20 protein-coding genes and 1 pseudogene are annotated in these 25,380 nt (G+C 31.8%); 17 read left to right on the forward strand and 4 right to left on the reverse strand.

Translation table 11 applies throughout. The features are described 5' to 3' along the window. Nucleotides 1–13: 13 nt before the first annotated feature. Nucleotides 14–712 (forward strand): Crp/Fnr family transcriptional regulator, encoded by a 699-nt coding sequence (locus ACZ76X_RS14885; RefSeq protein WP_479850830.1) that lies wholly within the window; start codon nucleotides 14–16, stop codon nucleotides 710–712. A gap of 176 nt (nucleotides 713–888) precedes the next feature. On the opposite strand, the gene ACZ76X_RS14890 is transcribed toward ACZ76X_RS14885, so the two are convergent. Further along, nucleotides 889–1,527 carry an HD domain-containing protein gene (locus ACZ76X_RS14890; protein WP_479851163.1) on the reverse strand — a complete coding sequence of 213 codons (639 nt, stop codon included), beginning with the start codon at nucleotides 1,525–1,527 and terminating at the stop codon, nucleotides 889–891. A 1,152-nt stretch (nucleotides 1,528–2,679) separates the two neighbouring features. Between ACZ76X_RS14890 and ACZ76X_RS14895 the strand changes: the two genes are divergently transcribed. The 6 genes and pseudogenes from ACZ76X_RS14895 to ACZ76X_RS14920 all read left to right on the forward strand — a co-directional run. Next, complete coding sequence (locus ACZ76X_RS14895) at nucleotides 2,680–3,591, forward strand: pyridoxamine 5'-phosphate oxidase family protein (RefSeq protein WP_479850831.1); 912 nt, start codon at nucleotides 2,680–2,682, stop codon at nucleotides 3,589–3,591. A gap of 18 nt (nucleotides 3,592–3,609) precedes the next feature. Further along, nucleotides 3,610–3,930 (forward strand): iron-sulfur cluster biosynthesis family protein, encoded by a 321-nt coding sequence (locus tag ACZ76X_RS14900; RefSeq protein ID WP_098229956.1) that lies wholly within the window; start codon nucleotides 3,610–3,612, stop codon nucleotides 3,928–3,930. Nucleotides 3,931–4,215: 285 nt separating this feature from the next. Continuing rightward, nucleotides 4,216–4,536 (forward strand): iron-sulfur cluster biosynthesis family protein, encoded by a 321-nt coding sequence (locus tag ACZ76X_RS14905; protein WP_327964335.1) that lies wholly within the window; start codon nucleotides 4,216–4,218, stop codon nucleotides 4,534–4,536. Nucleotides 4,537–4,910: 374 nt separating this feature from the next. After that, nucleotides 4,911–5,855, forward strand: coding sequence for a LysR family transcriptional regulator (locus ACZ76X_RS14910; RefSeq protein ID WP_327964334.1), 945 nt, complete (start codon nucleotides 4,911–4,913; stop codon nucleotides 5,853–5,855). Between the two features lie 306 nt (nucleotides 5,856–6,161). Then, complete coding sequence (gene asnB, locus ACZ76X_RS14915; RefSeq protein WP_479850832.1) at nucleotides 6,162–8,060, forward strand: asparagine synthase (glutamine-hydrolyzing); 1,899 nt, start codon at nucleotides 6,162–6,164, stop codon at nucleotides 8,058–8,060. A 273-nt stretch (nucleotides 8,061–8,333) separates the two neighbouring features. Continuing rightward, nucleotides 8,334–8,477 (forward strand): annotated as a pseudogene (locus ACZ76X_RS14920) (hypothetical protein); the annotation flags it as partial. 51 nt (nucleotides 8,478–8,528) lie between these two features. Here ACZ76X_RS14920 and ACZ76X_RS14925 read toward each other — a convergent pair. Continuing rightward, on the reverse strand, nucleotides 8,529–8,741 hold the full coding sequence (locus tag ACZ76X_RS14925; RefSeq protein WP_479850833.1) for a hypothetical protein: 213 nt from the start codon (nucleotides 8,739–8,741) through the stop codon (nucleotides 8,529–8,531). A 375-nt stretch (nucleotides 8,742–9,116) separates the two neighbouring features. On the opposite strand from ACZ76X_RS14925, the gene ACZ76X_RS14930 reads away from it, so the two are divergent. From ACZ76X_RS14930 to ACZ76X_RS14945, 4 genes are read left to right on the forward strand one after another with little or no spacing between them, the layout of a single operon-like run. Beyond that, nucleotides 9,117–9,953, forward strand: coding sequence for a TnsA endonuclease N-terminal domain-containing protein (locus tag ACZ76X_RS14930; RefSeq protein WP_479850834.1), 837 nt, complete (start codon nucleotides 9,117–9,119; stop codon nucleotides 9,951–9,953). Then, nucleotides 9,934–12,108, forward strand: a complete 2,175-nt coding sequence (locus ACZ76X_RS14935) for a transposase family protein (RefSeq protein ID WP_479850835.1) — start codon at nucleotides 9,934–9,936, stop codon at nucleotides 12,106–12,108. Before ACZ76X_RS14930 ends, ACZ76X_RS14935 begins: the two co-directional genes overlap by 20 nt. Continuing rightward, on the forward strand, nucleotides 12,101–13,624 hold the full coding sequence (locus ACZ76X_RS14940) for an ATP-binding protein (RefSeq protein ID WP_479850836.1): 1,524 nt from the start codon (nucleotides 12,101–12,103) through the stop codon (nucleotides 13,622–13,624). The genes ACZ76X_RS14935 and ACZ76X_RS14940 overlap by 8 nt, the downstream gene beginning before the upstream one ends. A 13-nt stretch (nucleotides 13,625–13,637) precedes the next feature. After that, on the forward strand, nucleotides 13,638–15,542 hold the full coding sequence (locus ACZ76X_RS14945; protein ID WP_479850837.1) for a TnsD family Tn7-like transposition protein: 1,905 nt from the start codon (nucleotides 13,638–13,640) through the stop codon (nucleotides 15,540–15,542). Between the two features lie 195 nt (nucleotides 15,543–15,737). Here the strand turns inward: ACZ76X_RS14945 and ACZ76X_RS14950 are convergent, their stop codons facing one another. Then, nucleotides 15,738–17,024 (reverse strand): hypothetical protein, encoded by a 1,287-nt coding sequence (locus tag ACZ76X_RS14950; RefSeq protein WP_479850838.1) that lies wholly within the window; start codon nucleotides 17,022–17,024, stop codon nucleotides 15,738–15,740. A gap of 294 nt (nucleotides 17,025–17,318) precedes the next feature. On the opposite strand from ACZ76X_RS14950, the gene ACZ76X_RS14955 reads away from it, so the two are divergent. Both ACZ76X_RS14955 and ACZ76X_RS14960 read left to right on the forward strand, forming a co-directional pair. Then, entirely contained in the window at nucleotides 17,319–17,501 is a 183-nt protein-coding gene (locus tag ACZ76X_RS14955) for a hypothetical protein (protein ID WP_479850839.1), read from the forward strand. Nucleotides 17,502–17,831: 330 nt separating this feature from the next. Then, the gene (locus ACZ76X_RS14960; RefSeq protein ID WP_479850840.1) at nucleotides 17,832–19,079 is read left to right on the forward strand and encodes a DUF4153 domain-containing protein; all 1,248 of its coding nucleotides are present in this window, start codon (nucleotides 17,832–17,834) and stop codon (nucleotides 19,077–19,079) included. Between the two features lie 113 nt (nucleotides 19,080–19,192). Here the strand turns inward: ACZ76X_RS14960 and ACZ76X_RS14965 are convergent, their stop codons facing one another. Next, complete coding sequence (locus ACZ76X_RS14965; RefSeq protein ID WP_479850841.1) at nucleotides 19,193–20,158, reverse strand: arsenic resistance protein; 966 nt, start codon at nucleotides 20,156–20,158, stop codon at nucleotides 19,193–19,195. A 443-nt stretch (nucleotides 20,159–20,601) separates the two neighbouring features. Between ACZ76X_RS14965 and ACZ76X_RS14970 the strand changes: the two genes are divergently transcribed. The 4 genes from ACZ76X_RS14970 to ACZ76X_RS14985 all read left to right on the forward strand — a co-directional run bounded on the left by ACZ76X_RS14970 (nucleotide 20,602) and on the right by ACZ76X_RS14985 (nucleotide 25,375). Continuing rightward, nucleotides 20,602–21,294 (forward strand): FMN-dependent NADH-azoreductase, encoded by a 693-nt coding sequence (locus ACZ76X_RS14970; RefSeq protein WP_479850842.1) that lies wholly within the window; start codon nucleotides 20,602–20,604, stop codon nucleotides 21,292–21,294. A 237-nt stretch (nucleotides 21,295–21,531) separates the two neighbouring features. Continuing rightward, entirely contained in the window at nucleotides 21,532–22,890 is a 1,359-nt protein-coding gene (gene brnQ, locus ACZ76X_RS14975; protein WP_479850843.1) for a branched-chain amino acid transport system II carrier protein, read from the forward strand. A gap of 82 nt (nucleotides 22,891–22,972) precedes the next feature. Then, on the forward strand, nucleotides 22,973–23,392 hold the full coding sequence (locus ACZ76X_RS14980) for a VOC family protein (protein WP_479850844.1): 420 nt from the start codon (nucleotides 22,973–22,975) through the stop codon (nucleotides 23,390–23,392). A 333-nt stretch (nucleotides 23,393–23,725) separates the two neighbouring features. Further along, complete coding sequence (locus ACZ76X_RS14985; RefSeq protein ID WP_479850845.1) at nucleotides 23,726–25,375, forward strand: copper resistance CopC/CopD family protein; 1,650 nt, start codon at nucleotides 23,726–23,728, stop codon at nucleotides 25,373–25,375. Nucleotides 25,376–25,380 lie beyond the last annotated feature (5 nt).

Genomic DNA, 25,380 nt, shown 5'->3' on the forward strand with positions numbered 1-25,380 from the left:
AAAGGAGGACTATATGAAATATATTCATGACTTGAAACTACTTGAAACAAAATTACGAGAATATCATATTGAAGAAATGTTTGGCCGAGAAAAAAACCTCCCATTTACACTGCAGCAATATGGACAAGGTGAAATTGTTTTACTTGAGGGAATTGAAATAGAATCATTATTATTCTTGGTGGAAGGGAAAGTGAAAATAACATCAAGTGTTGAAACTGGAAAATCACTTTTACTACGATTTGTTCAACCTTTTTCCATTATTGGTGATATTGAATTAATTCGAAATATTCCTGTCCAATCACAAGTTAAAGCAGTTGATGAGTGCTTGTTAATTGGACTACATTTTGATTATATAAAACAATATGAACTGAATAATCCGAAGTTTTTACATACACTTTTAGAACATGTAAGCTATAAGCTTCAAACCTGTACAACAGCTTCTCGTGTAAATTTATTAGCATCTGTGGAAAACAAGTTTGCGAGCTATCTTATGTCCACGATATCACCAGAATCCGATAACATCTTTGGAATGGAGCTAAGGACTTCAAACATAAAAGAGATTGCAGATTTACTTGGCACGACATATCGACATCTAAATCGAGTTATTCATTCGTTATCCGAAAAGAAAATCATTGAAAGAGATAAAAACTCTATTAGTATATTGAATTGGAGCGATTTAAAAGAGATGTCCAATGGAATCCGATATAAGTAAAAAAAGATAACCCTGATTCCTCGAGGGTTATCCTAAAAATTCGAAAATTATCCACTTATGATATGGTGCCTTCTATTATTGTTCCGAAAACGAAACCTACATTATAGTGAAAAAAAGAAGAAAAGATTAACCCCGTAAAATGAATACAGGGCGTTGATCACTCTTATTTGAAACAATCATTGAGACCATGAAGAATGTAAAATACAATGACAGAAGTTTTTATTTTTATATTCCGGTTGAAAATGTTGAATAATATTTTCATTCATATTGCCAAAAGTAGTTTCAGGCTTATGCTTAAATCCCTCATAGAAAGCCGAAATAATTTCCTCTTTGAAATTGTTACGAGGAAACGCTTTTATAATTTCTTCACGCAAGTCTTCAGGGAATTGTTCAAAGCCATCTCCCATAACATCTAAACCAACGCCATGAAACAGTAATGCTACTTCAGACTGTTTATGTTCTGCTACACCCGGTGTCGTATGTAATGCAATCGCATCCCATACAAGTTGAATGGTTTCATCTGGAATTTGATACTGCTGAAGGAAACTTCTTGCCGCATTTGCACTGTCTACCTCAAATCGTAAATCAGCACTACTGTATTTTTTAGTTAAACCTAAATCATGGAATAAAGCACTGACATATAATAACTCCAGATCATAATTCTGTTTCGCTTTTTTTCCGTTTACCGCACCAAATAAAAATACACGATTGGAATGATTCCACAATAGATCATTCCCATGCTCACGTAAAATATCGGTTGCATCTTTCGCCAACCTTGAATCCGGAATTTTGATACCTGCTATTGTTTGTTCTATGATTAAAAACTCCTTTGCAATAAACTTTTCATCTTTATGATTTATATTTTTTACTTAACCATAAAAAATATTCTAAATGTCGTAATTCGATATCTGCTAGATGGAATGACGAGGAAAATGATGTATGAGGAATAGGTGGTAATCAATCAAGAAATACAGATTCGTTATCAATAAAGCCTACTTTATCCAAGTTGATTTACCGAATCATCATGTGACTTTGAAATAAAGTTGAACTGTTTATAAAAAATATGAACCGGAATTTCCTATCTCTAATAAAGAAGGGATTTCGGTTTTTTGGGGATTAAAAATCTGTTAGGTGATAATAAAGATATTCTATTAAAGGGCGTGATTGTTAAGCAACATAGGTAGGAATTCACAAAAATTTTTTATAAAAGAATGAACGAACTGAAAATATTAAGAGCGTGTTTTAATCAATCTTTTTTAAGCATGCTTTTTTCTAAGATCGTTTATCAAGGTTATTAATATCAATTTAATCAATCGTTATTTTTAAAGCAACATCCTTATGAAGTTTTGCTTAGCGTACAAAATTCGCGTTTCCCCTATAATTAAGATTTCAATAAATCATCAAGATACAAACTGAAATAACTACTTTTTACTTAAAAACTTTGGGCGCCTCCTAATTCATGAATTTAAATTCCTTTTAATATAAATATTTTATGCAATCAATATAATAGATGTCATCTATGTTAACTATAGAAACTATAGAATTGATTAATAGATAACTGAGAGTTAAAATGAAGTTGCGTTACAAGATAGCAATACAAAATGATAAGAATCTTTAATAGATAAAAATTTCATGATAAGGGGTATATAAAGTATCTTGTAAAGCGTGGTTTTAAAGGTGAAAATATCTGTATATATTTAGATTAGAACTTAAAGGTAATCATTTGAATCCATTATGCTTTTGCAAAAGAGGACTAGTGTGAAATGAAGTTATTTACTTTTTAATGAATGGCTTTCATTATTCAATGTATATTAATAAAAAGTAATGAAAGCTTGTTTATGGTAAAGGATTATATTATTAATGTTTGTTTTTCGTTTTTAAGGAAGCCGATGTTTTTTAATTTTATCCAAGTATTTGAATGTATTTTAGCTAGTCCGCTATTGAAAAGTAGATTGGAGGAATAATATATGGAAGTTTTTCATTCTGGAGAGCGTACTGTACATGATTTACTAGGTGTACAAAAGATTGCAAACAATGCAAGTACAATGATTCAACAGACAATGCCGAAAAAATTCATGAATTTTCTAAATGGACAGAATTCCTTTGTGATATCTTCTATGGATCAAAGAGGGAGAGTTTGGAGTTCATTTTTAGCAGGAAACCCTGGTATCATACAAGCTATCGAAGCCGACATAGTTAAAATCAATACTAAAATAAATGAGGGTGATCCTTTATTATTAAATATTTTACAACACAAGGAAGTAGGAATTTTAGTAATTGATTTTGCTTCTAGAATAAGAGTACGAATAAATGGTAAGGTTTCGATGATTTATCCAGATGGAAACTTTGAAATCAAAATTGAACAGGTATTCGGTAATTGTCCTAAATATATACAGGCGAGAAGATTCAAATATAAAGCTATTGAAGGAATTGTAAATAAGAAAATTCATCCGCACAACACTTTAAATAAAAAGCAACAGAATTGGATTAATGAATCCGATACTTTTATTATTGCAAGTGCAAGTTCGGAGGGAAAGATGGACATTTCCCATAGGGGTGGGATGCCAGGATTTGTTCATGTCATTAATGAAAAAACAATTATATTTCCAGATTACTCAGGAAACATGTTGTTCAATACTTTAGGAAATATTGTTCAAAATCCAAATGTTGGGTTACTGTTTTTTGATTTTAATACTGGGGATACATTACAAATCACAGGAGAAGCAAGTATCATTTGGAACGTTGATAAAAATAATCTCTCAAAATTTCCTGGTGCGCAACGTTTAGTACAATTTCAAATAATTGAAGTACTTGAAGCACCTTGTTATGAATCTTATAATTGGGAATTCTTGAATTATTCTACTTTCAATCCAAAATAGAAAAGGCGGGAAAATAATATGCAAATTAATGTTACTGTTACAGAAGCTGCTATTAAACATTTCGAAAGTTTAGAGACTAAATATCCTAACCATTTTCGATTTCTACAATATGAAATGGGAGGCTGTGGACGTCCATTGGATGGGGTTGTAAGAATTCAATTAATTAAATCAGATGTAGGTTTCGAAGAAATTCAAACAAACTGGAAATCATTTTATATAAACAAAGCCTCTTTAGCTTTTCTTGATGATAATTTAACTATTGATTTCTTTGAAGGATTTCAAATTAGAAGCTCTAGTCAAACTTATAGTCACAACATCCCTTTAGAAATTGAAAAATAAGGGTAGTCATTGTTAAATAGATAGAAATCTTTAAACTGAAAAGGGAAATTAATATAGTATTGAATGAATAGCTGAATCTATTTTATAAGCCTGTATACCCTTTTTAGTATATTCATACCACTTTGAATATTGGAAAAGATATTCTCTCAAAGTTCCCTAGTGCGCAACGTTTAGTACAATTTCAAATAATTGAAGTACTTGAAGCACCTTGCTATGAATCTTATAATTGGGAACTCTTGAATTATTCTACTTTCAATCCAAAATAGAAAAGGCGGGAAAAATAATATGCAAATTAATGTTACTGTTACAGAAGCTGCTATTAAACATTTCGAAAGTTTAGAGACTAAATATCCTAGCCATTTTCGATTTCTACAATATGAAATGGGAGGCTGCGGGCGTCCATTGGATGGGGTTGTAAGAATACAATTAATTAAATCAGATATAGGTTTCGAAGAAATTCAAACAAACTGGAAATCATTTTATATAAACAAAGCCTCTTTAGCTTTTCTTGATGATAATTTAACTATTGATTTCTTCGAAGGATTTCAAATTAGAAGCTCTAGTCAAACTTATAGTCACAACATCCCTTTAGAAATTGAAAGATAAGGGTACTCATTGTTAAATAGATAGAAATTTTCAAGCTGAAAGGTGAAATAAATCATATATAGCAAACGAAATTTTCTACAAAAATTATTTAGGGGAATTTTTGTAAGGGAAAGGCTATAGGACATTAAATATACCCACTATGCAAAATTATTATCGAATCTCAAATAACAAAAACGTAATTTTCTCTAATAAATTTAATTAGAGAAAATTACGTTTTTTCATAAATGAAGGAATAGAGCATTTAGTCAATAATACAGTAAAGGGAGAGTATGAAGCGATTATAAGGTTAAAAAAATTAAGGATTTCTTATAATATGAATAAAGATATGCAAAGAAATATAATTATTATTTAAAAATAAAGGAGATTATTTTTATATGGAATTAAGACAGTTAGAGTATTTCATGACACTTTATAAAGAACTTCATTTTACAAAAGCAGCTGATAAGCTAGGTATTACGCAACCTACACTAAGCCATCAAATTAAAGTTCTTGAAGACGAAATAGGCATGCCGTTATTTGACCGCATGGGAAAGAAAATAGCCATAACTGACGTTGGTTCTATTTTAGCCAACGAATGTAAGAATATTTTTAATGCATTAGATAATGTAAAAGAACAAATCAGTGAATTAAAGGAGATAAAAGGAGGTAAAATCGCAATTGCCACTTTACCTGGCGAACTAACAGACTTAGTCTCCACTTTATTATTAGATTTTCATAAAAATTATCCAGAGGTAACAGTAAAAATTATAAGTTCAGATGAAATACTAGAATTAATAAACCAGAATCAGGTTAATTTTGCTGTTACAATCGATTCTTCCGAGTATGTATTCGAAGATGACAAAATTGTAAAAATACCATTATACACAGAAGAGTTATTTTTAGTGATATCAAATAACCATTCACTAGTTAATGAACAAGAAATACAATTCTCAGAATTGAATAAATTACCATTAATCTTGTTCCCAGACAGTCATGAATGCAGAAAGTTATTAAATTATACATGTTTACCACAAAAAATAAACTTGTATCCAATTATTGAGACCTCTAGTATCGAATCGTTATTTGATCTTGTTAGAAATGGATTTGGAGTGACAATTGTATCTAAAACTTTACTTGATATTACTGTAGATAATGACTTATCAGCAATTCCTATAGTAAATCCTAGAATTAGTAGGAAAGTTAACCTTATTTTACGTAGAGATAAATTTATTGGGTTTGGCACTAGAAATTTTATTGAATTACTTACAAATGAAATTACAAAATTAGGATTCCCTATTTCTGAACAAAGTAAAGAACAGATTAGAAAATTAATTAAATAATCATTGAATTTTGAATAACTATTAGAGGGATTATAGAACGTATCTATGATTATGATAGAAAAAGTAACATTGCTCTATGTTGTTGTAGATATATAATTTAATTAAAGTTTAAATTAGTTTGGATTATCAAAAAGAATGCCTTTTTTATCTAAATTTCTTAGAACTTATATATGAGATAAATGTTAATTTATAAGCATTAAATATTTGTTAAGCTTTAATTGACGAACGTAATTTTTTGCTTTTTATTGAAAGTGGATTACACTATAAAAATTTTAGAGAGTAGATAATTTGAAAGTAGGTTAAAAAATGTGTGGCTATGTAGGGTGCTTGTATAATACTGCAAAAAGATATTCAGAAACAGAAAAAATACAATTTGAAAATATGACGAATCTGTTATACCACCGTGGTCCGGATGACCAGGGATATTTTCGTGACGAGCATGTTCAATTTGGGTTTAGACGGTTAAGTATTATTGATTTGGATGCGGGACATCAACCGCTAGCATATGAAAATGAACGTTATATACTTATGTTCAATGGTGAAATTTATAATTATATAGAATTACGTGAAATGTTAATTAAACAGGGAGCTTGTTTTTCTACTCAGTCAGATACGGAAGTTATTGTTGCGTTATATGCCCAAGTAAAAGAAGAATGTGTAAATTATCTTCGTGGAATGTATACTTTTGTTATTTGGGACCGTCAAGAGAAAAAACTATTTGGTGCTCGCGATCATTTTGGAATTAAACCACTTTACATTGCACAACAGAACGATATAACTTTCTTCGCATCTGAAAAGAAAAGTATCTTACATGTAATGCAGGATAAGGGTGTAAATCCAACTGCTCTCCAACATTATTTTACTTACCAATACGGCCCAGAACCAGAAACATTAACAAATGATATTAATAAAATTGAACCTGGTCATTATTTTATAAAAGAAATAGGAAAAGAGATAGAGGTTCATCGCTACTGGAAACCATATTTCAATGCTTCAGATAACACAAAAGAGGAACACATTCGAGCAATTCGTGATGTATTATATGACTCAGTAAAAGTACATATGCGCAGTGATGTTCCAGTGGGTGCATTCTTATCTGGTGGGATTGACTCATCTATTATTGCTTCTATTGCAAAAGAAATAAATCCAAATCTCCTAACATTCTCTGTTGGTTTTGAGCACCGTGGATTTAGTGAAATAGATGTAGCAAAAGAAACTGCTGAGAAATTAGGAGTAAAAAACTATAGTGTGTTGGTAACACCACAAGAATTTATGAGTGAATTCCCAAAAATCATGTGGCACATGGATGATCCATTAGCAGATCCAGCAGCAGTGCCATTGTACTTTGTTGCAAAAGAAGCACGTAAACATGTAACAGTTGTTCTGTCTGGTGAAGGTTCAGACGAGCTATTTGGTGGATATAATATTTATCGTGAGCCAAACTCTTTAAAAATGTTCTCATACATTCCCACTTCCGGGAAAACGGTTTTAAAAGCTTTAAGTGGAGTACTTAAAGAAGGCTTTAAAGGGAAAAGCTTTTTAGAGCGTGGATGTACACCAATTGAAGAACGTTATTATGGTAATGCAAAGATCTTCCGTGAAGAAGAGAAAGTTAAGTTAATAAAGTCTTACAATGAAAGTGTTAACTATAAGGATGTAACCAAACCATTGTATAATGAAATTAGGGATTATGATGATATAAGTAAAATGCAATACATTGATATGTACACATGGTTACGTGGAGATATTTTATTAAAAGCGGATAAAATGTCTACAGCTCACTCACTAGAATTACGTGTTCCATTTTTAGATAAAGAAGTCTTTGATGTCGCTTCTAAAATCCCAACAGAATTAAAAATTGCCAATAGAACTACAAAGGCTATTTTACGTGAAGCCGTACGTGGTATCGTTCCGGATCATGTACTAGATCGTAAGAAACTTGGTTTTCCAGTGCCAATCCGTCATTGGTTAAAAGATGAAATGTATGACTGGGCTCTGAATATTATTGAAGAGAGTAAAACCGAACATTTAATTGATAAACAATATGTATTAAACTTACTGGAGGCTCATTGCGCAGATAAAGGTGATTATAGTCGCAAAATTTGGACAGTACTAGCCTTTATGGTATGGCACCAAATTTATATAGAACATAAATATGATACGAATTTATTTAGTGAAGAGTGTCGAGTATATAACTTAGTTTAAAATTACATTTCCATTTAGCCCAGCCTACGCCATTGTAACTGACAAATTCGGTGTTACTTTTCAAATTTTTACGGCACTATCAGAAGAAGCAGTAACAAGAGGGCATCAAAAGGAAAGTTAAACGCTGTGAATATTTTCCTCTCTTGGGTATCCTTTATACGCGGGCAATTCATGCTGTAGTAAAATGGCTGAAGTTTAGGGTGGAAAAATATTGAAGTTAAAAATTGAACGTGCTGTCCACTGGAATTGAAGCGCATGGTGTATGTCCAAAAAACATCTCCACATGTAAAACGTGTTCATTGGGGATTTGATGACCCAGAGGGGCAAGAGTGGTTTGTATTCAAAAGGGTGTGTGATGAGATTGGCATACGTATTAAAAGATTTGCTGAAACAGGAGAAGCAATAAAAGACCGTTAATATATTGAGCATTTGCTCTAATATATTAACGGTCTTGTTTTATTTGTTTTTTTAAATTTTAATTATGTAAGATAAAGTTACATCATAAATATTGTGTTCGTATGGTAAGAATGTTCCTCTTGAAACACTAGAAGTAGTACTTTCACATTTTGCATCCTGTCCACGATAGAAAATGTTTGCATATCTTTTATATCTGTCAATTATATTATAGAATTCGATGATACTATTTGCTTGATGTGTTGCTCGTTTTACTATTCTATTCACAGTACTCCTCCTTAATCATTTAATCAGTACATAAGTTATTTTAAAACTTTTCTCATCTTCATGCATTTGAAATTTAATAACCAGGAAAATAACAAAGTATAAATTATATCAACAGGGACAAGTGTTATAAGTTCTGATGCCCTAAGCAATAGAATGAATAGGCATTCAAGCGAATAAAAAAATAATATAAGAATTTATTTATATTAACATTAATATAATGGGTTTTATTAATGAATAATTTTTATAATGGGTAAAAAATTCACATAATTTATTAAATAATAGATTTTCTCAATAGAGTTTTTGTTTTTGGTGTTTGAATATTTAGTTTATTGCCGACTCTAATAAAAGCTGTTAATACGAGAGGACGGTTTAATCATGAAGAGAGGAAGAATGTGGACGTGGGAAAAGATGAAAAAATGGATTGATGAAGGTAGAGGATTAGGAGAAGGTTCAGAATACCTGCCTTGGATAACGGTAAATGACTTTCCATCAAACGGTATTGTATCTAGGGAGTTAGGTCTTAAAACAAAAAGAATGCACCATTTTTTATCTCGTCTTGAGTATAACTATTTTTTATTGTTAGACTACTCAAAGCATGTTATTGATATTCGAGAGCAATATCCACTACTAGATTTAGAATTAGCAATGGAGATTGCTAAGGAAAAGAAGATTAAATATCCAACAGATAGTAGAAGCAATACACCTTATGTCATGAGTACAGATTTTATAATCACGATAAATGAAAATCATTGTGAAAAAATAATTGCAAGGACAGTTAAACCCTCAAATGAATTAGGAAAAAAGCGTGTTCAGGAGAAATTTGAAATTGAACGTTGTTATTGGGAACAAAAAAATATAGATTGGGGAGTTATAACCGAACAAGATATACCTCTGCCACTTGTTAATAATTTAAAAAGAATTAGAAATGCAAATATAGTTATAAGTTATCCTATGTTAACCATAGAAATGATTCATCTACTAGAGAAGTTTGTAGTGTATCTAAATAAATCTACGGTATGTCTTGAACATTCTTTAGAAGCCTTTACAAGAGAAAATAGTTTAAGGAATGGAACGGTATTAACATTTTTTAACTTTTTGGTTTTTCACCATGTTATAAGGATTAACTTACAACAAGATTTTAAAATACATATGTTAGAAAGGAACGATTTTTATGTAGATAAGGAGGCCTTTTATGACCGTTTTATACCATAATATGATTTTAGAAGAAGATACATATGAAGATAAAATCTACTATAGAGTTTTATGGATAGATTCTAAACAAGAGGTCATGTACATTTTTTCCTTAAATGATAGTAATGCTCTTCCTATCAAGGTAAATGTACTTGATATTATAACTGATATTCAAAATGACATAATCAAAGTAAGTCTATCAGATCCTTATTATAAGTTATATATGGAGGAGGAATTAAATGCCTCACAAAGGGAACGTATAGAGAAGAATTGGCACTTAATTCAACGATTATTATCAAAAGAGAATATTCCGGATATATTTGACAGAAAGGGAAGAGGAGAAACTTTAAAGGTGTATATTCAGCAAGGATACACAAAGCCAACTCTATATAAGTTGTTAAGAATGTATTGGAAAAATGGTCAAAATAAAGGAGCGATAGTTGATAATTATAAAAATTGTGGTGGAAAAGGAAAAGAAAAAATCCTTGGACACAAAAAATTTGGTAGACCAAAAAAAGATAGAGATATCCATGGCGAAGGAACAAATATAACACAGCAAGTAAAAAAACTTATTGTTAATGCGTTTCAAAAATATTATATGAACCAAAAAGAAAACTCTCTACGTTACACATATGAAAGATTTTTAGCGGAAAATTTTATGGATAAGTTGAACCTCGGTGGCGAGACCGCATTAAAGTTTAAAAAAGATGCAAAGCCACCTTCGTATGCTCAATTTGTTTATTGGGCTAAAAAATTAACCAGCTCACATAAGGTATCAATAAAACGTTTAGGGGAAAAAGAACATAATTTAACTCAAAGAGCTATCCTAGGAAAATCAAACGATTATGTTTATGGACCAGGTAGTTTATATCAAATTGATTCTACAATTGCAGACGTCTATGTTGTATCTTCGAATAATTATAACGCAATCATAGGCCGACCAACTTTATATCTTGTAGTTGATGTATTTAGCAGAATGATAGTTGGTTTTCATGTAGATACTAGGGCTGCTTCACTAGAGATGGCAAGATTAGCACTTTACTGTGCCGTTAGTGATAAAGAAGAATATTGCAAAAATCTGGGGGTCTCAATTGAAACAGGTGAATGGATAGCATCTAATTTGCCAGCAGCACTATTGGCTGATCGAGGAGAATTAATGGGAAAAGAAGCTCAAAAGCTAGCGGATAGAATAAATATTCGTCTTGAAAATACCCCTCCATATAGAGCTGATTTGAAAGGGATTGTAGAGCGTGCATTGGGAGTTCTCCAACAGAATGCTAAACCATTATTACCAGGATACGTTGAAAAAAACTTCGGGAAACGAGGAGCGCCAGATTACCGTCTAAAGGCAGTTCTTACAATTCAAGATATTCGCAAAATCATTATTGAATATATAAGAATGTATAATCAGAAAATCCTTGAACACTATGAATTAAGTGAAGAGATGTTAAGAGATCAAGTGGTACCAACTCCAAATAATATTTGGAACTGGGGAGTTGAAAAATGTTCGGGTATCTTAAGGACATTTCCAAAAGAAGAATTAAAGTTTGCTTTCATGTCTGTAGATGTGGGAAGGGTTTCTGCTGAAGGAATTAAATATAAAAACATGAGATATACGTGTGCAAAAGCAATACAAGAACATTGGTTTGAAAAAGCTAGAAATAAAGGGTGGAAAATCAGGGTACTCTTTGATCCAAGAAATATGACGTCTATTTATATTAAAGATGAAAGCATAGAGAGTTATATTGCTTGTGAAATGGATAAGACGAGTGTCTATTATGGTAAAAGCTTAAGTGAGATAGAATATTTGCAAAAAACAGAGAGAGAATTAAAGAAAATTAAGGCAAAAGAGAGCTTAGAAAGAAAATTAACTTATCAATCCAGAGTGGAAGAAGTTGTTGTTGATGCAGAGCAACGAACAGAAAGTATTATCCCGATATTTGTAGAAAGTAACACATCAAAAATAAAAAATATTAGGGAGAGAAGAACGGAAGATAATTTTGAACGTCAGCCACAAGAGGCATTTTTAATTGAAAATAAAGAAGAGAACGAGAACTTGGATAAAGGAACATTATCCTTAGGATGTGAGCAAGAAGAAGCAGAATTAAATGAATATGAGTTAGAACAACTAGAATTATATGAAAAGTTAATGGAAGAGGAAGGGAACTGTGGGTAAGAAAATGATTAATTATAACTATAAAGAAGAAAGTCACTTTCATCCAAAAGCGTTATACTTGCCTCAGCAAGTAAAAGAATATGAAGGAAATCCATTCTTAGAGACTTTGCCACCTATATTGAGTACGGAAAGTCTTTATAAATCTTTAGCGGTTTATCCGCATTTTAACAAAGAAGAAAGATTACATCCAAAAGAATTACGCTGCCATTATGTAATGCGTTTAAACAGTTTTTTTCAGCCATATGGTAGACAAATTTCTTTGTATAATCTTTTTGATAGAGCTCTTAGACAAGGGTATTTATGCAGAAATCCTATGAATAAAGAAGAAAAGTTATTGCTCAGGGAAATATATGATAATTTACAAAATGGTAAGGTACCTGTGACAAATAGTGAAGGGGTTCCTGGAGAAGGGTTTATGATAATTGGAACTTCAGGTGTTGGGAAGTCAAGAAGTTTAAGCAGGCTGCTTTCTACTTATCCCCAAGTAATTCAACATACAGAATATGGTGGTCGACCGTTTATTAGAAAACAAGTTCTCTATTTAAAAATAGATTGTCCTCATGATGGTACTTTAAAAGGTTTAATTGGTGCATTTTTTAAGAAGCTCGACAGTGTATTAGGAACGCAATATACAGAAAAAATATTTAGCACGCGTGCAACTGTTTCTAGACTTATTGTAGCTATGCAAAGTCATATAGTGCAACATGGCATTGGAGTATTGATTGTTGATGAAATTCAACATTTGAGTATAGCGAAAAGTCAAGGGGAAGAAGTGATGTTGAACTTCTTTGTAACTTTAAATAATATATGCAAAATTCCAATCATATTTATTGGGACACCTAAAACAGAAGTGCTTTATAAAAAGGCATTGAGACAAATTCGAAGAATGTGTGGGCAAGGGGATTTAATTTGGATGCATCATAGAGAAACAGATAAAGAATGGGAGTTGTTATTAAAAGGTTTATGGCGCTATCAATGGAACCGAGAGTATACAGATTTGACTCCTGAATTAAATAAAGTAATGTTTGAATATAGTCAAGGAATTATTGCCATAGCGGTAAAATTATTTATGCTTGTACAGATGGAAACAATGAAAAAGAAAAAGGAAAATATAACGTCGACTATTATCAAGCGTGTTTCTGAAAATTATTTAAAGTCACTCCAACCTGTACTTAAAGCGATGAAGACGGGAAAAAAGTCTAACATGACAAGATATGAAGATATCGTATTGAGTACATTAGATAATACATTAGAGTCAGGATTAAACGAAATAACCAACGTAGTCAATGTGGACTATTTTTTAGAGCAACAGGAAAAAATGTGTAATAAAAATCTTACTGAAGATATAGATGTGAAAATTATTGGGAAATTGCAATTTATGGGGATAGATTATGAACTTGCTAAAGTTTCAGTAGAAAAGATAATTGAGGAATATGGAGAAAAGAAAAGTTTTAAATTTTTATTACAACAGTCGGTATCTTTAGCGTTATCAAATGGGTCAGAAGACAACGTATAGGAAAGGTGATTTTATGATTTCTTATTTTCCAACTCCATACAAAAATGAATTGCTGTATAGCATCATAGCTCGTTACCATTATCACTCCGCGCACAAATCTAGAGGTGAAACAATGGTAAATTTATTTGGAAATATGGCGAAAAAATTTGAAGTTGATATTCCTAGTGGAGTAAATGTAATAGTAGAAAAGTTACAAGATGTATCTAAGGGATTATCTGTAGATTATTTTATAGAAAATCATACTATATTACCTTTGTTCGGACATTTTATGGAAGAAAATCGTTATCATAAGGTTTTAGGGAAAATTAAAGGGGAAGATAACGCAGCTGTCACGATGCGGACAATTCAAAAATTAAATGACGATGTAAAAAGAAAAGAGCACTTATATTTCTGTAAAGAATGTCTAAAGGAACAATTTGAAACACATGGAGAAGGTTTCTGGAATAGATTTCATCAGGTGCCAGGGGTGTTTGTTTGTACACAACATAAAATTTGTTTAACGAAGCTTTCTAAATATCATCTTAGAAAGAAGTGGAATACTTTTATTATACCTAATATAAATGATGTGCATTCAAATAAAGAAGATATAGTGGTCAGTGAAAAATCTCTTGAAATTTTACTAGACATCGCAAATGACATTGAATATATATTTAATGAAAATTTAACCGTTTATCCACATCAATATTATCATAATAAATACACAGAACTTTTAAAGATTCAAGGGATTGGCTATCCAGAAATTAAAAGGAAATATTCTTTAGCGGAAAAGATATTGGACTTTTATCCTAAAGAAGTATTAGATTTATTAAATTCAAACTTAAGTCCTGACGATCCTTTATGCTGGGCGCGATACATCACAGAGAAGAGTAGGATTAAAAATTTACATCCGGTAAGGCATCTATTAATAATGCGTTTGTTAGGAGTGAGTATAAGGAATTTTTATGAGAAAGACTACAGTTATCATCCCTTTGGCTTTGGGCCATGGATTTGTATGAATAATTTGGCAGATCATTATATGGAGGCGTGTGTAGAAGATTTAGAAACTGATGTACATCAGGCTTATAGGAGAGTACAAGGCGATTTTACTTGTAATTGTGGATTTAAATATAGGTTGATTTTACCCGAACAAACGCCACTAGAAGTTAAGAATTTCCCCCAGAGAATTATTGACAGGGGAGATCTGTGGAGGAGTGAATTTGAAAAAATATTATCCGAAAATTTAACTTTAAGGGAAATTAGTCGAATTACAAAAATAAGCTGTGTTACATTGCGTAAAATAAAAAAACAAGTGTTTAGTGGTAAAAAGACTATAAATAATCGTGGTCCACGGCAACGTAAAGTAAGTCTTGACGAAGAAAAGACTCAAAAATATAAAGAAGAATGGGAAATTATCTTTAAGAAGAATCCAAATCTTAAACGTACACAACTAAAAGCTTTAAACCAAGGAGCATTCGACTGGCTAAGAAGGAATGATAAGGCATGGTTGGAAAATCATTTACCAACTGCAAAATGGAAAAATAAAAATAATAAGGCGTATTATATACGAATGGATAGTAAATTGTTGCGAGACGCTCAAGAGGCGTATTCTAATTGGCCTTCTTATGAGGAGGGAAAGGGAAAGTTACAGAGAATTACAATAAACGGTCTTTTAACTCATATGGGTATAGCTACTGTATTATTGACAGAAAACGGGCACAATTATCCGTTACTTAAAGAATTTATAGAATCTGCTATAGAAACTAAAGAGGAATTTCAGAAGAGAAGAATTAAGCATTTATTAGATAATAAATTCAGTGCCCAAATAGTTACTGTACCTAAAATCAAACAACTTGCTAGTGTTTACCAGAGTCCGAATCGGGAAAATGAAAGATATTTAGAAGAACAAGTTGAACTGCATAATAAAAAGGTGAACATGTAATTTTCAAACTCAAATTATTTATATAGAATAAGAAAATGCTTTATTCAAGTGATATTTTATATTGTATCTTTACCTATAATGAGTAATAAAAAAGTCCTTTACTCAGTTAAAAATATAATTTTTTGTTTATTATTAGTAAAGAACTTCTTTATTTTCTAAACAGTTACCAGTTACAATATAGCTCGATATATAGATTTATACAAAATATCGATTAATAACTTCTTTAGAATTAACAAAGTGCAGAGGAATTAAATTTTTATTTCTGTATATTGAATCAGTAACTTTATAGAAAGTGTTAGTGAAATCCTCTATCTCCTGTTCATTAAAGTAGCAATATGTAATCATGGGATTATCTTGTTTAGTTATTAAAAAATTATGGTATATCCCACTTAAAATATGGTAATCATTTTCTGGATGCATACCAAAAAATACAATATGATTTATCTTGGATTCATTCATTTTTAATGTTAATTCTTTTAAGGGGGCAACTCGTGACTGTTCAAAGGCGATATCTTTCATTGCTAGGGAATGTATAAATTGATCTAATACCTTCGTAGTAGTGTAGTCACCTAATATTATATCATTGGTATAATATTGTTTATCACCATATCTCATAGAATATGACTGGAAATATGAAAAACCTTCTGCATTATTTCGGAAGTGCCCGTGTAGATAAGTTACAGGTCGACGAACGATTTGTTCCAGAAGTAGATCATAATTTAAGCTGAACAGCTCTTTAAATTCTTGTAACCAGCATATCAACGAGTTTCGATTTATTTTTTCTGCATACTCTGCTTTTTTTAAATCAACTGCTTTTCCGTTTCCAAAGATGATAGTCAACATAAGCAAACGATAGTAAATGGCAAAACCATTAAATCTTGTTTTCACTATTACATCTCCTGCTGAGTTAGGCGGCGATATGCTTTTTCTTCCACCTATTTTAAGGAGGGTAATGAAACGGTTATTTTGCTGATTATTATTTTTAAATTCAGCTAGGTCTTCAATTAAGTGAAATAACCATATAAGTATTGGCCAATTTTCAATATTAACAAATTGAAATCCTTTAGTACTACCAACCCTATAGATATTTTCCGTGATTTCTAGCATATCTGGTCCAACTTTTAAGCGATTTAAATGTTTATTTTGATTTAAAAAATCCCAAATAGTTGAGTTTGTTGTAATAAGTCCTGCAAAAGCTACAGCATCTTTAAAAATTTCCTCTAATTGTTTTTGATTAAGGGTACGGACATACCTTAATACATTGTTATAATTTTCCTTAATTACTGCTTTAGTATGAGGTTTAGCACCTGGTGAAATAGAAAATATACCATTTTTAGATAGAGCATAGCTTCCTTCTTTTAAACGGCCATAAATATCACTAAAACAGCTATCAAAGTTCATACTGAATCCATTTCCCACAATTAAGCCTGTATTTTGCGCTGAGATTAGTTCTTCAAAAAAGTCGATTTTAATTTTGTTCACTATGTATCCCCCTAGAGTCGTAATAGAAAATAAATCATTTTAAGTATAAAAATATCTGGCATAATATTATTATAAGGAAAATATATAAAATACGCTGATTTCAATACTTAAAAAAATTAATATTTGAGGTAGAAGTGTTGTTTTTTCTTATTTAATAATAAAAAAATTATGGAAAGAATGGATTGATACTTATTATATAATGTCATTACTATTTAGGTCTAAGGTCTTTCGATTTAAATGTTTATATTTGTTATTTTGATAACGGTAGTAGAACAACGAGTGATAGGGGAATAGATGCTAAAAGATAAAAAAGTTTTTTACTATGAAAGTAAAGTCATACGAAATTTTAATTTTAAAGATAAAAATCGCTATTTAAAAAGAAATAAAAAAGTTCTTTACTCATTCAAAAATATGATGATTAAGTGGTTTGTAAGTAAAGAACTTTTTTATGTAAAGACAAGTGGTTTTAACAAATAGAAGGTTAAGTTTGAAAAAGCATGACAAATTTATGTCATGCTTTTTTATTTTGTATGCTAGCGATAAAAAATATTTGAAAAGATAGTATTCAAATAGGACGTTTATATTATCTTGATCATTTTTTATAAAAAAGGAAAAAGTAATTAAGAGAAACTGTAAGTAGTTTATACTGATGTTTATGGAAGTATGCAATAAAAATATTATCTTAAAAAATAAAAATTTATTGTAAAACGATAAAGTTTATATTAAAATCAAAATCATAATAAATAAGTGTGGTGCTTTTTATGGAAAAGGTAACAACTTTATTTTTTAATTAGAGGAGGTATAAATATGGGCATTAATAATTTAATTATTGAAAATATGGATAATCCTCATGAGTTGGAGAGAATGTATAGAAAAGACCCGAAAGCTTTTAAAAAGTCATTCTCACAAGCATGGGATGAAAAACCTGATTCTCAGGTTCTAGCTGCTTGGTATGAAAGATTGCATTTCAAGGAGACGGCAAAGAAAGAAAAAGTATCGTTATTTCAAAAAGATTTCTTATTCATGGGCATGTTAGCTATTCTAGCTGGCCTAAGCACCAGAATCATTTTCCACTTTGTTGAGCAGGAAGCAATTGCTCCAATTAACCTAGCTTTTGGTGTAATTCCCTTTATTGCTGCTTATTTTATTTACAATAATACTCCGAAAAAAAGTATTATTTATTTCCTTGCAGCGTTGTTCCTAATTGCCGGGTTGTATCTTAATATGTTGCCAGTAAATTATAAAGACAGTACCATCCTTGCTTATTTACATCTTCCTATATTTTTATGGGTCTTAGTAGGGCTTGCGTTTACAGGAAATGAATATTCAAAAGGCAGTACAAGATTAGCTTATATTAAATTTAATTTAGAATATTGCCTTCTCTATGCGAGCATGGCAGTGAGCGGAGTGATACTAGCAATATTCACTATGCGATTATTTAGCTTTGTTGACTTGGATATAGGAGAATTCTATTTTAGTAATGTTGTTTTATTTGGAGCTGCCGCTCTCGCTGTAGTGGCTGCATACTTAGTATCATTGAATCTTAAACTTGCTAAAAATATTACGCCATACATATCTAAAATTTTTAGTCCGCTTGTCTTGATCACATTGTTTATTTATCTTATAACGGTAATTTGGGTCGGGAAAAATCCATTCTTGGACCGTAATTTTCTAATGGCCTTTAACGGAATACTCCTTGGTGTATTGGCTGTTACTATATTTTCTATCGTTGAGAGTGACTCAGATGAGAAAAAGAGCATTTCAGATTATATAAATTTTGCCTTAATTGTTCTGGCACTTATTATTGACACTGTCGCATTGTCAGCCATCGTATTCAGACTTTCTTCTTACGGGATTACACCTAATAGACTTGCTGTTTTAGGTGTAAACATACTGATTTGGGCAAATCTCATTTGGATTATGTTCTCCTATACGCGTTTCTTGCAAAACAAATCAGGACCGACAGCTATCCAAGACGCCGTTACGAAATATTTGCCAATTTACGGACTTTGGGCAGCGTTCGTCATATTTACTTTTCCTTTAATATTTAATTAGAATGGATTTGTTAATAGCGTGTCTAAAACGTATAAAATCCTTAGAGTAGATAATTATCGTTACTTCTATAATTTCTCGACAATAAAAAACGTCCTAAAGTAGGACGTTTTTTGTTATGTGTATTGCTGTTTTTTCTTAATAAGCAACAACACCTGTGAAACACAAGCAAGTACTGGCAGTTCAATTAACGGTCCAATAACGAGTGCAAGTGCAATAAGAGGCTCGTCAGGAAAAGCTGTTACAGCGATAGCGAGTGCAACAGGTGAGTTTCTTGCTAAAGTTGTTAAGTTTAGACTTACTGTATCTTTATAAGATAAATGCATCATGCGTCCGATAAATTGCCCGAGTGCAAAATTAATGATGAAGAATAAAATAACAGGAATGAGTAATAGGAAAACGACATTCATATTTTGTAGTAAATATTTACCTTGTGATGCAAACATCGCTACGATTGCTAAGCTTAAAAATACAATTTGTGCAGATTTGAAAAACGGAATGAGTGTATTCTCGAGTGTTTCAGCTTTTTTTAGTTTATGCATAATGAATTTTGTAGCGTGTGCAAGTACAAATGGGAAGACGATTACGATAACAATACTTTCTACTAAAACAGAAATCGCTACAGTCTTTATGACACCAGCAAATAAAAATAAATAAATGGGAAGGAGTAGTACTTGCAATATTAAATTTACAGGCAAAATTGCAGTAGAAAGTGCTACATTTCCTTTTGCTATTTCAGTAAAGATTAAGTACCAATCTGTACATGGAGTAACCATTAACATAATAAACCCAACCCAAAGTGCTGGGTGATCTGAAAGAAATAGTGCTCCCAACCCCCAAGCGAGTAAAGGTGTCCATACAAAATTAATAGAAAGGCTCGTTTCAGCAAATTTTAAATTGCGGAACCCGCTTTTTATTTCTTTCAATGGGATGTTGAGGAATAATCCATAAAGCATGAAAAATAAGAAGGGGACAATAAATTGCTCTGCATACATATGTATCAAATTAAATTGTCCAAGTACGATGCCGCATGTAACAGCAAAAAGAATAATAAAAGTTTGAATCTTTTCTATAGTGCTCATGAATAAATCCTTTCTAAATATGAATTTCCCTCTCTACATCCATTATACAAACAATAAAGTTACAATGGGTGTATGAATTGTATTGTAGTCATTATTTTTAATTCGAGATATTATTTATAATTAAAGTTACTTGACTAAAGTAAGTTACTGTATTACAATCACTTACATAAGGTAATTAAATAACAAAAAGTTTTAGGGGTTTTACTTAAGGTATCAATTGGAACTTTTTATCCCGCATTAACGGGCAGTAAGATTCCACCTCAAAATTTAGCTGAAGCAAAGAAGTTAGGAGAGGGGTATCCACTGCCCGTAAAAGCCCGATTGGTGAGGGCTAATAATCAGTGGGGGTGAACAAACCCCACTGATTAAAGTTTCACTTTATTAGAATAAGAATTTTTATGATGATGAATAATGAATATGATAAGAAAGTTTAGGTGAAGAAAATGGGATTATTTAGCTCATTATTTGGTAAAAAAGAAGAAAATACAAAAGTAGAGGAGAATAAAACAATGTCAAAAGTATTATTTGTAAAAGCAAACGATCGTCCAGCGGAACAAGCAGTTAGTTCAAAAATGTATGAAACATTTGTAAGTGCTTATAAAGAAACAAATCCGAATACAGAAATTACAGAGTTAGATTTATTCGCATTAGATCTTCCTTATTACGGAAATATCGCTATTTCAGGTGGATATAAACGTAGTCAAGGAATGGAGTTAACAGCTGAAGAAGAGAAGGCAGTTGCTACAGTGGATCAATATTTAAATCAGTTTTTAGAAGCTGATAAAGTTGTATTTGCGTTCCCACTATGGAATTTCACAGTACCAGCACCATTAATCACATATATTTCATACTTATCTCAAGCTGGAAAAACGTTTAAATATACAGCAAATGGTCCAGTAGGTTTAGCTGGTGATAAGAAAGTCGTTGTGTTAGGTGCTCGTGGTTCAGATTACTCTTCAGAACAAATGGCTCCTATGGAAATGGCAGTTAATTATGTAACGAATGTGCTTGGATTCTGGGGAATTACAAATCCAGAGACTGTTGTAATTGAAGGGCACAATCAATATCCAGATCGTTCACAACAAATTATTGACGAAGGTTTAGAGAACGTTAAAAAAGTAGCTGCGAAATTTTAATTCATGATAGTAAACGGAAAAACCAACATGGATGACCATGTTGGTTTTTTAGTCTATTTTTTGTGTTAAAAAATGTATATTTATAAAATAAAAGAAAAGTTTGAAAATAGTATTGCAAAATATTATATAGCAAACTATAATGAGTTCAAGAATAGTTGATAATCGAATTAAAGATTCAGAAAATTCAATTAGTTAAAAATGGAAATGAGATAAAAGGATCAGAATGGAGGTTACATTATGACGAACAAAGTACCGTTTTCGTTCATAGTAGTTATTGGATTAATGTTATTCGCACTATTTTTTGGAGCAGGAAATTTAATATTCCCGGCAATGCTTGGTCAATCAGCAGGAGAGAATGTGTGGGTTGCTAACGCTGGGTTTTTAGTAACAGGAGTAGGTTTACCATTACTAGGTGTACTAGCATTTGGTTTTTCGGGTAAAGATGATTTACAGTCATTAGCAAGTCGGGCTCACCCAGTGTTCGGGATTGTGTTTACAACAGTTTTATACTTAGCGATCGGTCCGTTATTTGCAATACCAAGAACAGGAAATGTTTCTTATGAAATTGGTCTTAAGCCGTTTATGCCAGAGGGAGTAGGTTCTACACCTTTAATTCTTTTCACAATTGTATTTTTTAGCATCACTTGTTTTTTTTCGCTAAACCCCGCGAAAATTGTCGATATTGTTGGAAAAATCTTAACGCCAATTAAGTTAACTTTTATCGGTATATTAGTAATCGTTGCTTTTATACATCCGATTGGAGATATGCAAGCACCAGTGGAAGCTTATACATCACATGCATTCTTTAAAGGGTTCCAAGAAGGGTACTTAACAATGGACACACTTGCATCATTCGTATTTGGAATCATTATCATTAATGCAATTAAAGAAAAAGGTGCGAAAACGAAAACACAGATTATGATTGTTTGTGCAAAAGCGACAATCATTGCAGCATCTATTTTAGCAATTATCTATACAGCCCTTTCTTATATGGGTGCTTCAAGTGTTGCAAAGCTTGGACATTTAGAGAATGGTGGAGAAGTATTAGCGAAAGTTTCTAACTACTATTTCGGATCATATGGTGGAGTATTATTAGGATTAATGATCACAGTAGCGTGTTTAACAACTAGTGTGGGACTTGTATCAGCATGTTCTTCATTCTTCCATAAGTTATTCCCAAATGTCCCTTACAAAGCAATTGCCATCACGCTATGTGTATTTAGTGCAATTGTTGCAAACGTAGGATTAACACAATTAATCGCAGTTTCTGTTCCAGTATTAACAGCAATCTATCCACTAGCAATTGTATTGATTTTCTTAACATTCTTCCATTCATTATTCAAAGGAAGAGCTGAAGTTTACCAAGTGAGCTTAATCGTAACATTTATTATCAGCTTATTTGATGGATTAAGTGCAGCTGGCGTTAACATTGAAGTAGTAAGCCAAGTGTTCACTAAATTCCTTCCGATGCAAGAAGTAGGATTAGGTTGGATCTTCCCAGCGATTATCGGTGGATTTATCGGATACGGCATTAGCGTTTTAAAAGGGAAAAATCAAGTTCAACCAGCAGCTAGTGCGAATAAGAAAATAGGTTAAATAAAAAGTTATAGAACTTGTTTCTATAACTTTTTTTGTTACTATTAATAATGAAAGAAAATAAAGTTGTAGGGGAAATAAAATGAAAAAAACAATTGATCATATTGGCATCGCAGTTCGAGATATAGATAGTACGATACGTTTTTATGAAAATGTGTTGTTAGGAACTTTAATAGATCGTTACGTAAGTGAAGCTCCTGGTGTTGAAAGCGAAGTAGCCATTCTTGAAGTGGATGGAGATAGAATTGAATTACTTGCACCGACGAATAATACGACATCTCCAATAGCACGCTTTATTAAACAAAAAGGCAAAGGTGTTCATCACGTCGCATATCGTGTCGATGATTTAGATGTGGCTCTAGAAGAGTTAAAAGAACAAGGTATTCGAACGTTAGAGCATACGCTTCGAATGAATAAGCACGGTAGAAGATTAATATATCTTAACCCAGCGGATACAGAGGGAACAATTATTGAGTATTGTGATTATCCGGAAGAGAAGTAAAGAAATTTTATGATGGAAGAAGGGTATTGCGTAAAAACGTAATGCCTTTTTTTATTTATGAATTTCACATTTTCTTCACAAATCATTCACGATAACTTTTCTTCTTCAGGAACTTACATAAATATATTTTATGATATAATAACAATCGGCTTTAAAAATGTAAGTTGTATCCATCAAGGTAGTTACTATTGTATTGGGAGTTTAGGGGTGAGAGAGAAATAAATAGTTATACTGTATAGAAGATTATATTTAATAAGGTTAATATTTCGCCCGAGAATCCCACTTGGGAAGTTAAGGTAATGAAAATATAGTGATGAGGAAGAAAGAAGTGAAATGAGTGTGAAAGTAATGAGAAGGATAGGGATATTGCTATTCATTGCATGTATGCTTATCATATGGATACCAAAAAGTGCATCTGCTCATGCGTATATTGTGAAATCAAACCCTGCTGAAAATGAAACGTTGAAGAAAGCACCAGCAGTCGTGAAAATTGAATTCGATGAGGACATACAAGTCTCAAGTTTTAATACATTGTACGTGAGAGATACATCAGGTAAAAGGGTCGATTTAAAAGATGCTCATATTGATAAAAAAAATAAAAAGCTATTAGAAGCTGGATTAAAAGAGAATCTCAAAAATGGTCTCTACTCTATTCAGTGGAAAGTAATTTCTGCTGACGGCCATCCTATTCAAGGAGTTATTCCGTTCCGAATTGGATTAGCGGAAGCTGGAGCAGACGATGTACAAGTAGAAGAGATGGGGTATGTTCCGCAAATCGATATGATTATGGAGCGTGGAGTTCTATATACAGGTTTCTCCTTATTTATAGGAGTGCTATTCTTTAATCTTATTATGTATAAAGGGAATGCAACATTGGTTCGATCAAGAAGTAAAAAAATAATATGGATTTCATTAATTGGCATATTCATTAGTTTACTATTCAATCTACCATTGCAAGCGAAAATAAATGCTGATGTTTCATGGCTAGAAGCATTTGATCCTTTACTATTAAAAGAAACGTTACAGCTTTCTGTTTTTAGTTATGTATGGCTCACTCAAATGGCTCTTATTAGTTTGCTTATAATTGTTACATATTTTGCGATGAAGTGTGAGAAGTTTTCATCGTTTAAAGTATGGAGCATTCCAATAGTATTGTTTATTGGGATCCTTGTTATGAAAGCATGTAATAGTCACGCATATGGTTTAAAGTTTAAAGAGATTGCTGTCGTTATGGATTTTCTGCATTTATTTGCAGCGTCATTATGGATTGGCGGTCTATCATCTATTATTCTTCTATTACGTAAAGAGGATGACAAGTGGAGTATGTATTGGGATATGATTAAGCGTTTTTCACCATGGGCAACAGGTGCTGTCATCGTGATTTTAATAACAGGTCTTTTTAACAGTACATTCTTTATTCCAACAATCCACTCATTATTTGATACGAAGTATGGATTAGCTTTATTAGTAAAGATACTTTTATTCATTTTCATGGGGATATTGGGAATTGTTCATTATGTGAAAGGGAAAATGAGAGCGAAGCAAGGTTTAGGCGCTACAGTGAAAGTGGAATTTATCATTGGAATTATCATTTTCGTAATCGTAGCTTTTATGACAAACGTACAAACACCGCCGATGCCTCCTACTGGACCTTTTACAGAGAGCAAACAATTAGATAATGGATATGAACTTACTTTACATGTAAGTCCTAATAAAGTAGGACAAAATACATTTCATATTACTTTAAAGGATGAGAACGGACAACCTGTTACCGATATGGAGCAAATTATTTTAACAACGCAATCATTAGATATGAATATGGGAAAAGGTTCATTTAAAGCTTCCGCAGTTTCACCAGGAGAATACGAAGCAGAAGGTATGTATATTAACATGACAGGAAACTGGAGTATACAAGTTCATGGATTAACAAAATCTCTTGATAGTTTTGATACGGATTATAAATTTATAGTAGGCGGCAGATAAAGCAA

Source organism: Bacillus sp. BC05(2025) (genome assembly GCF_056725905.1).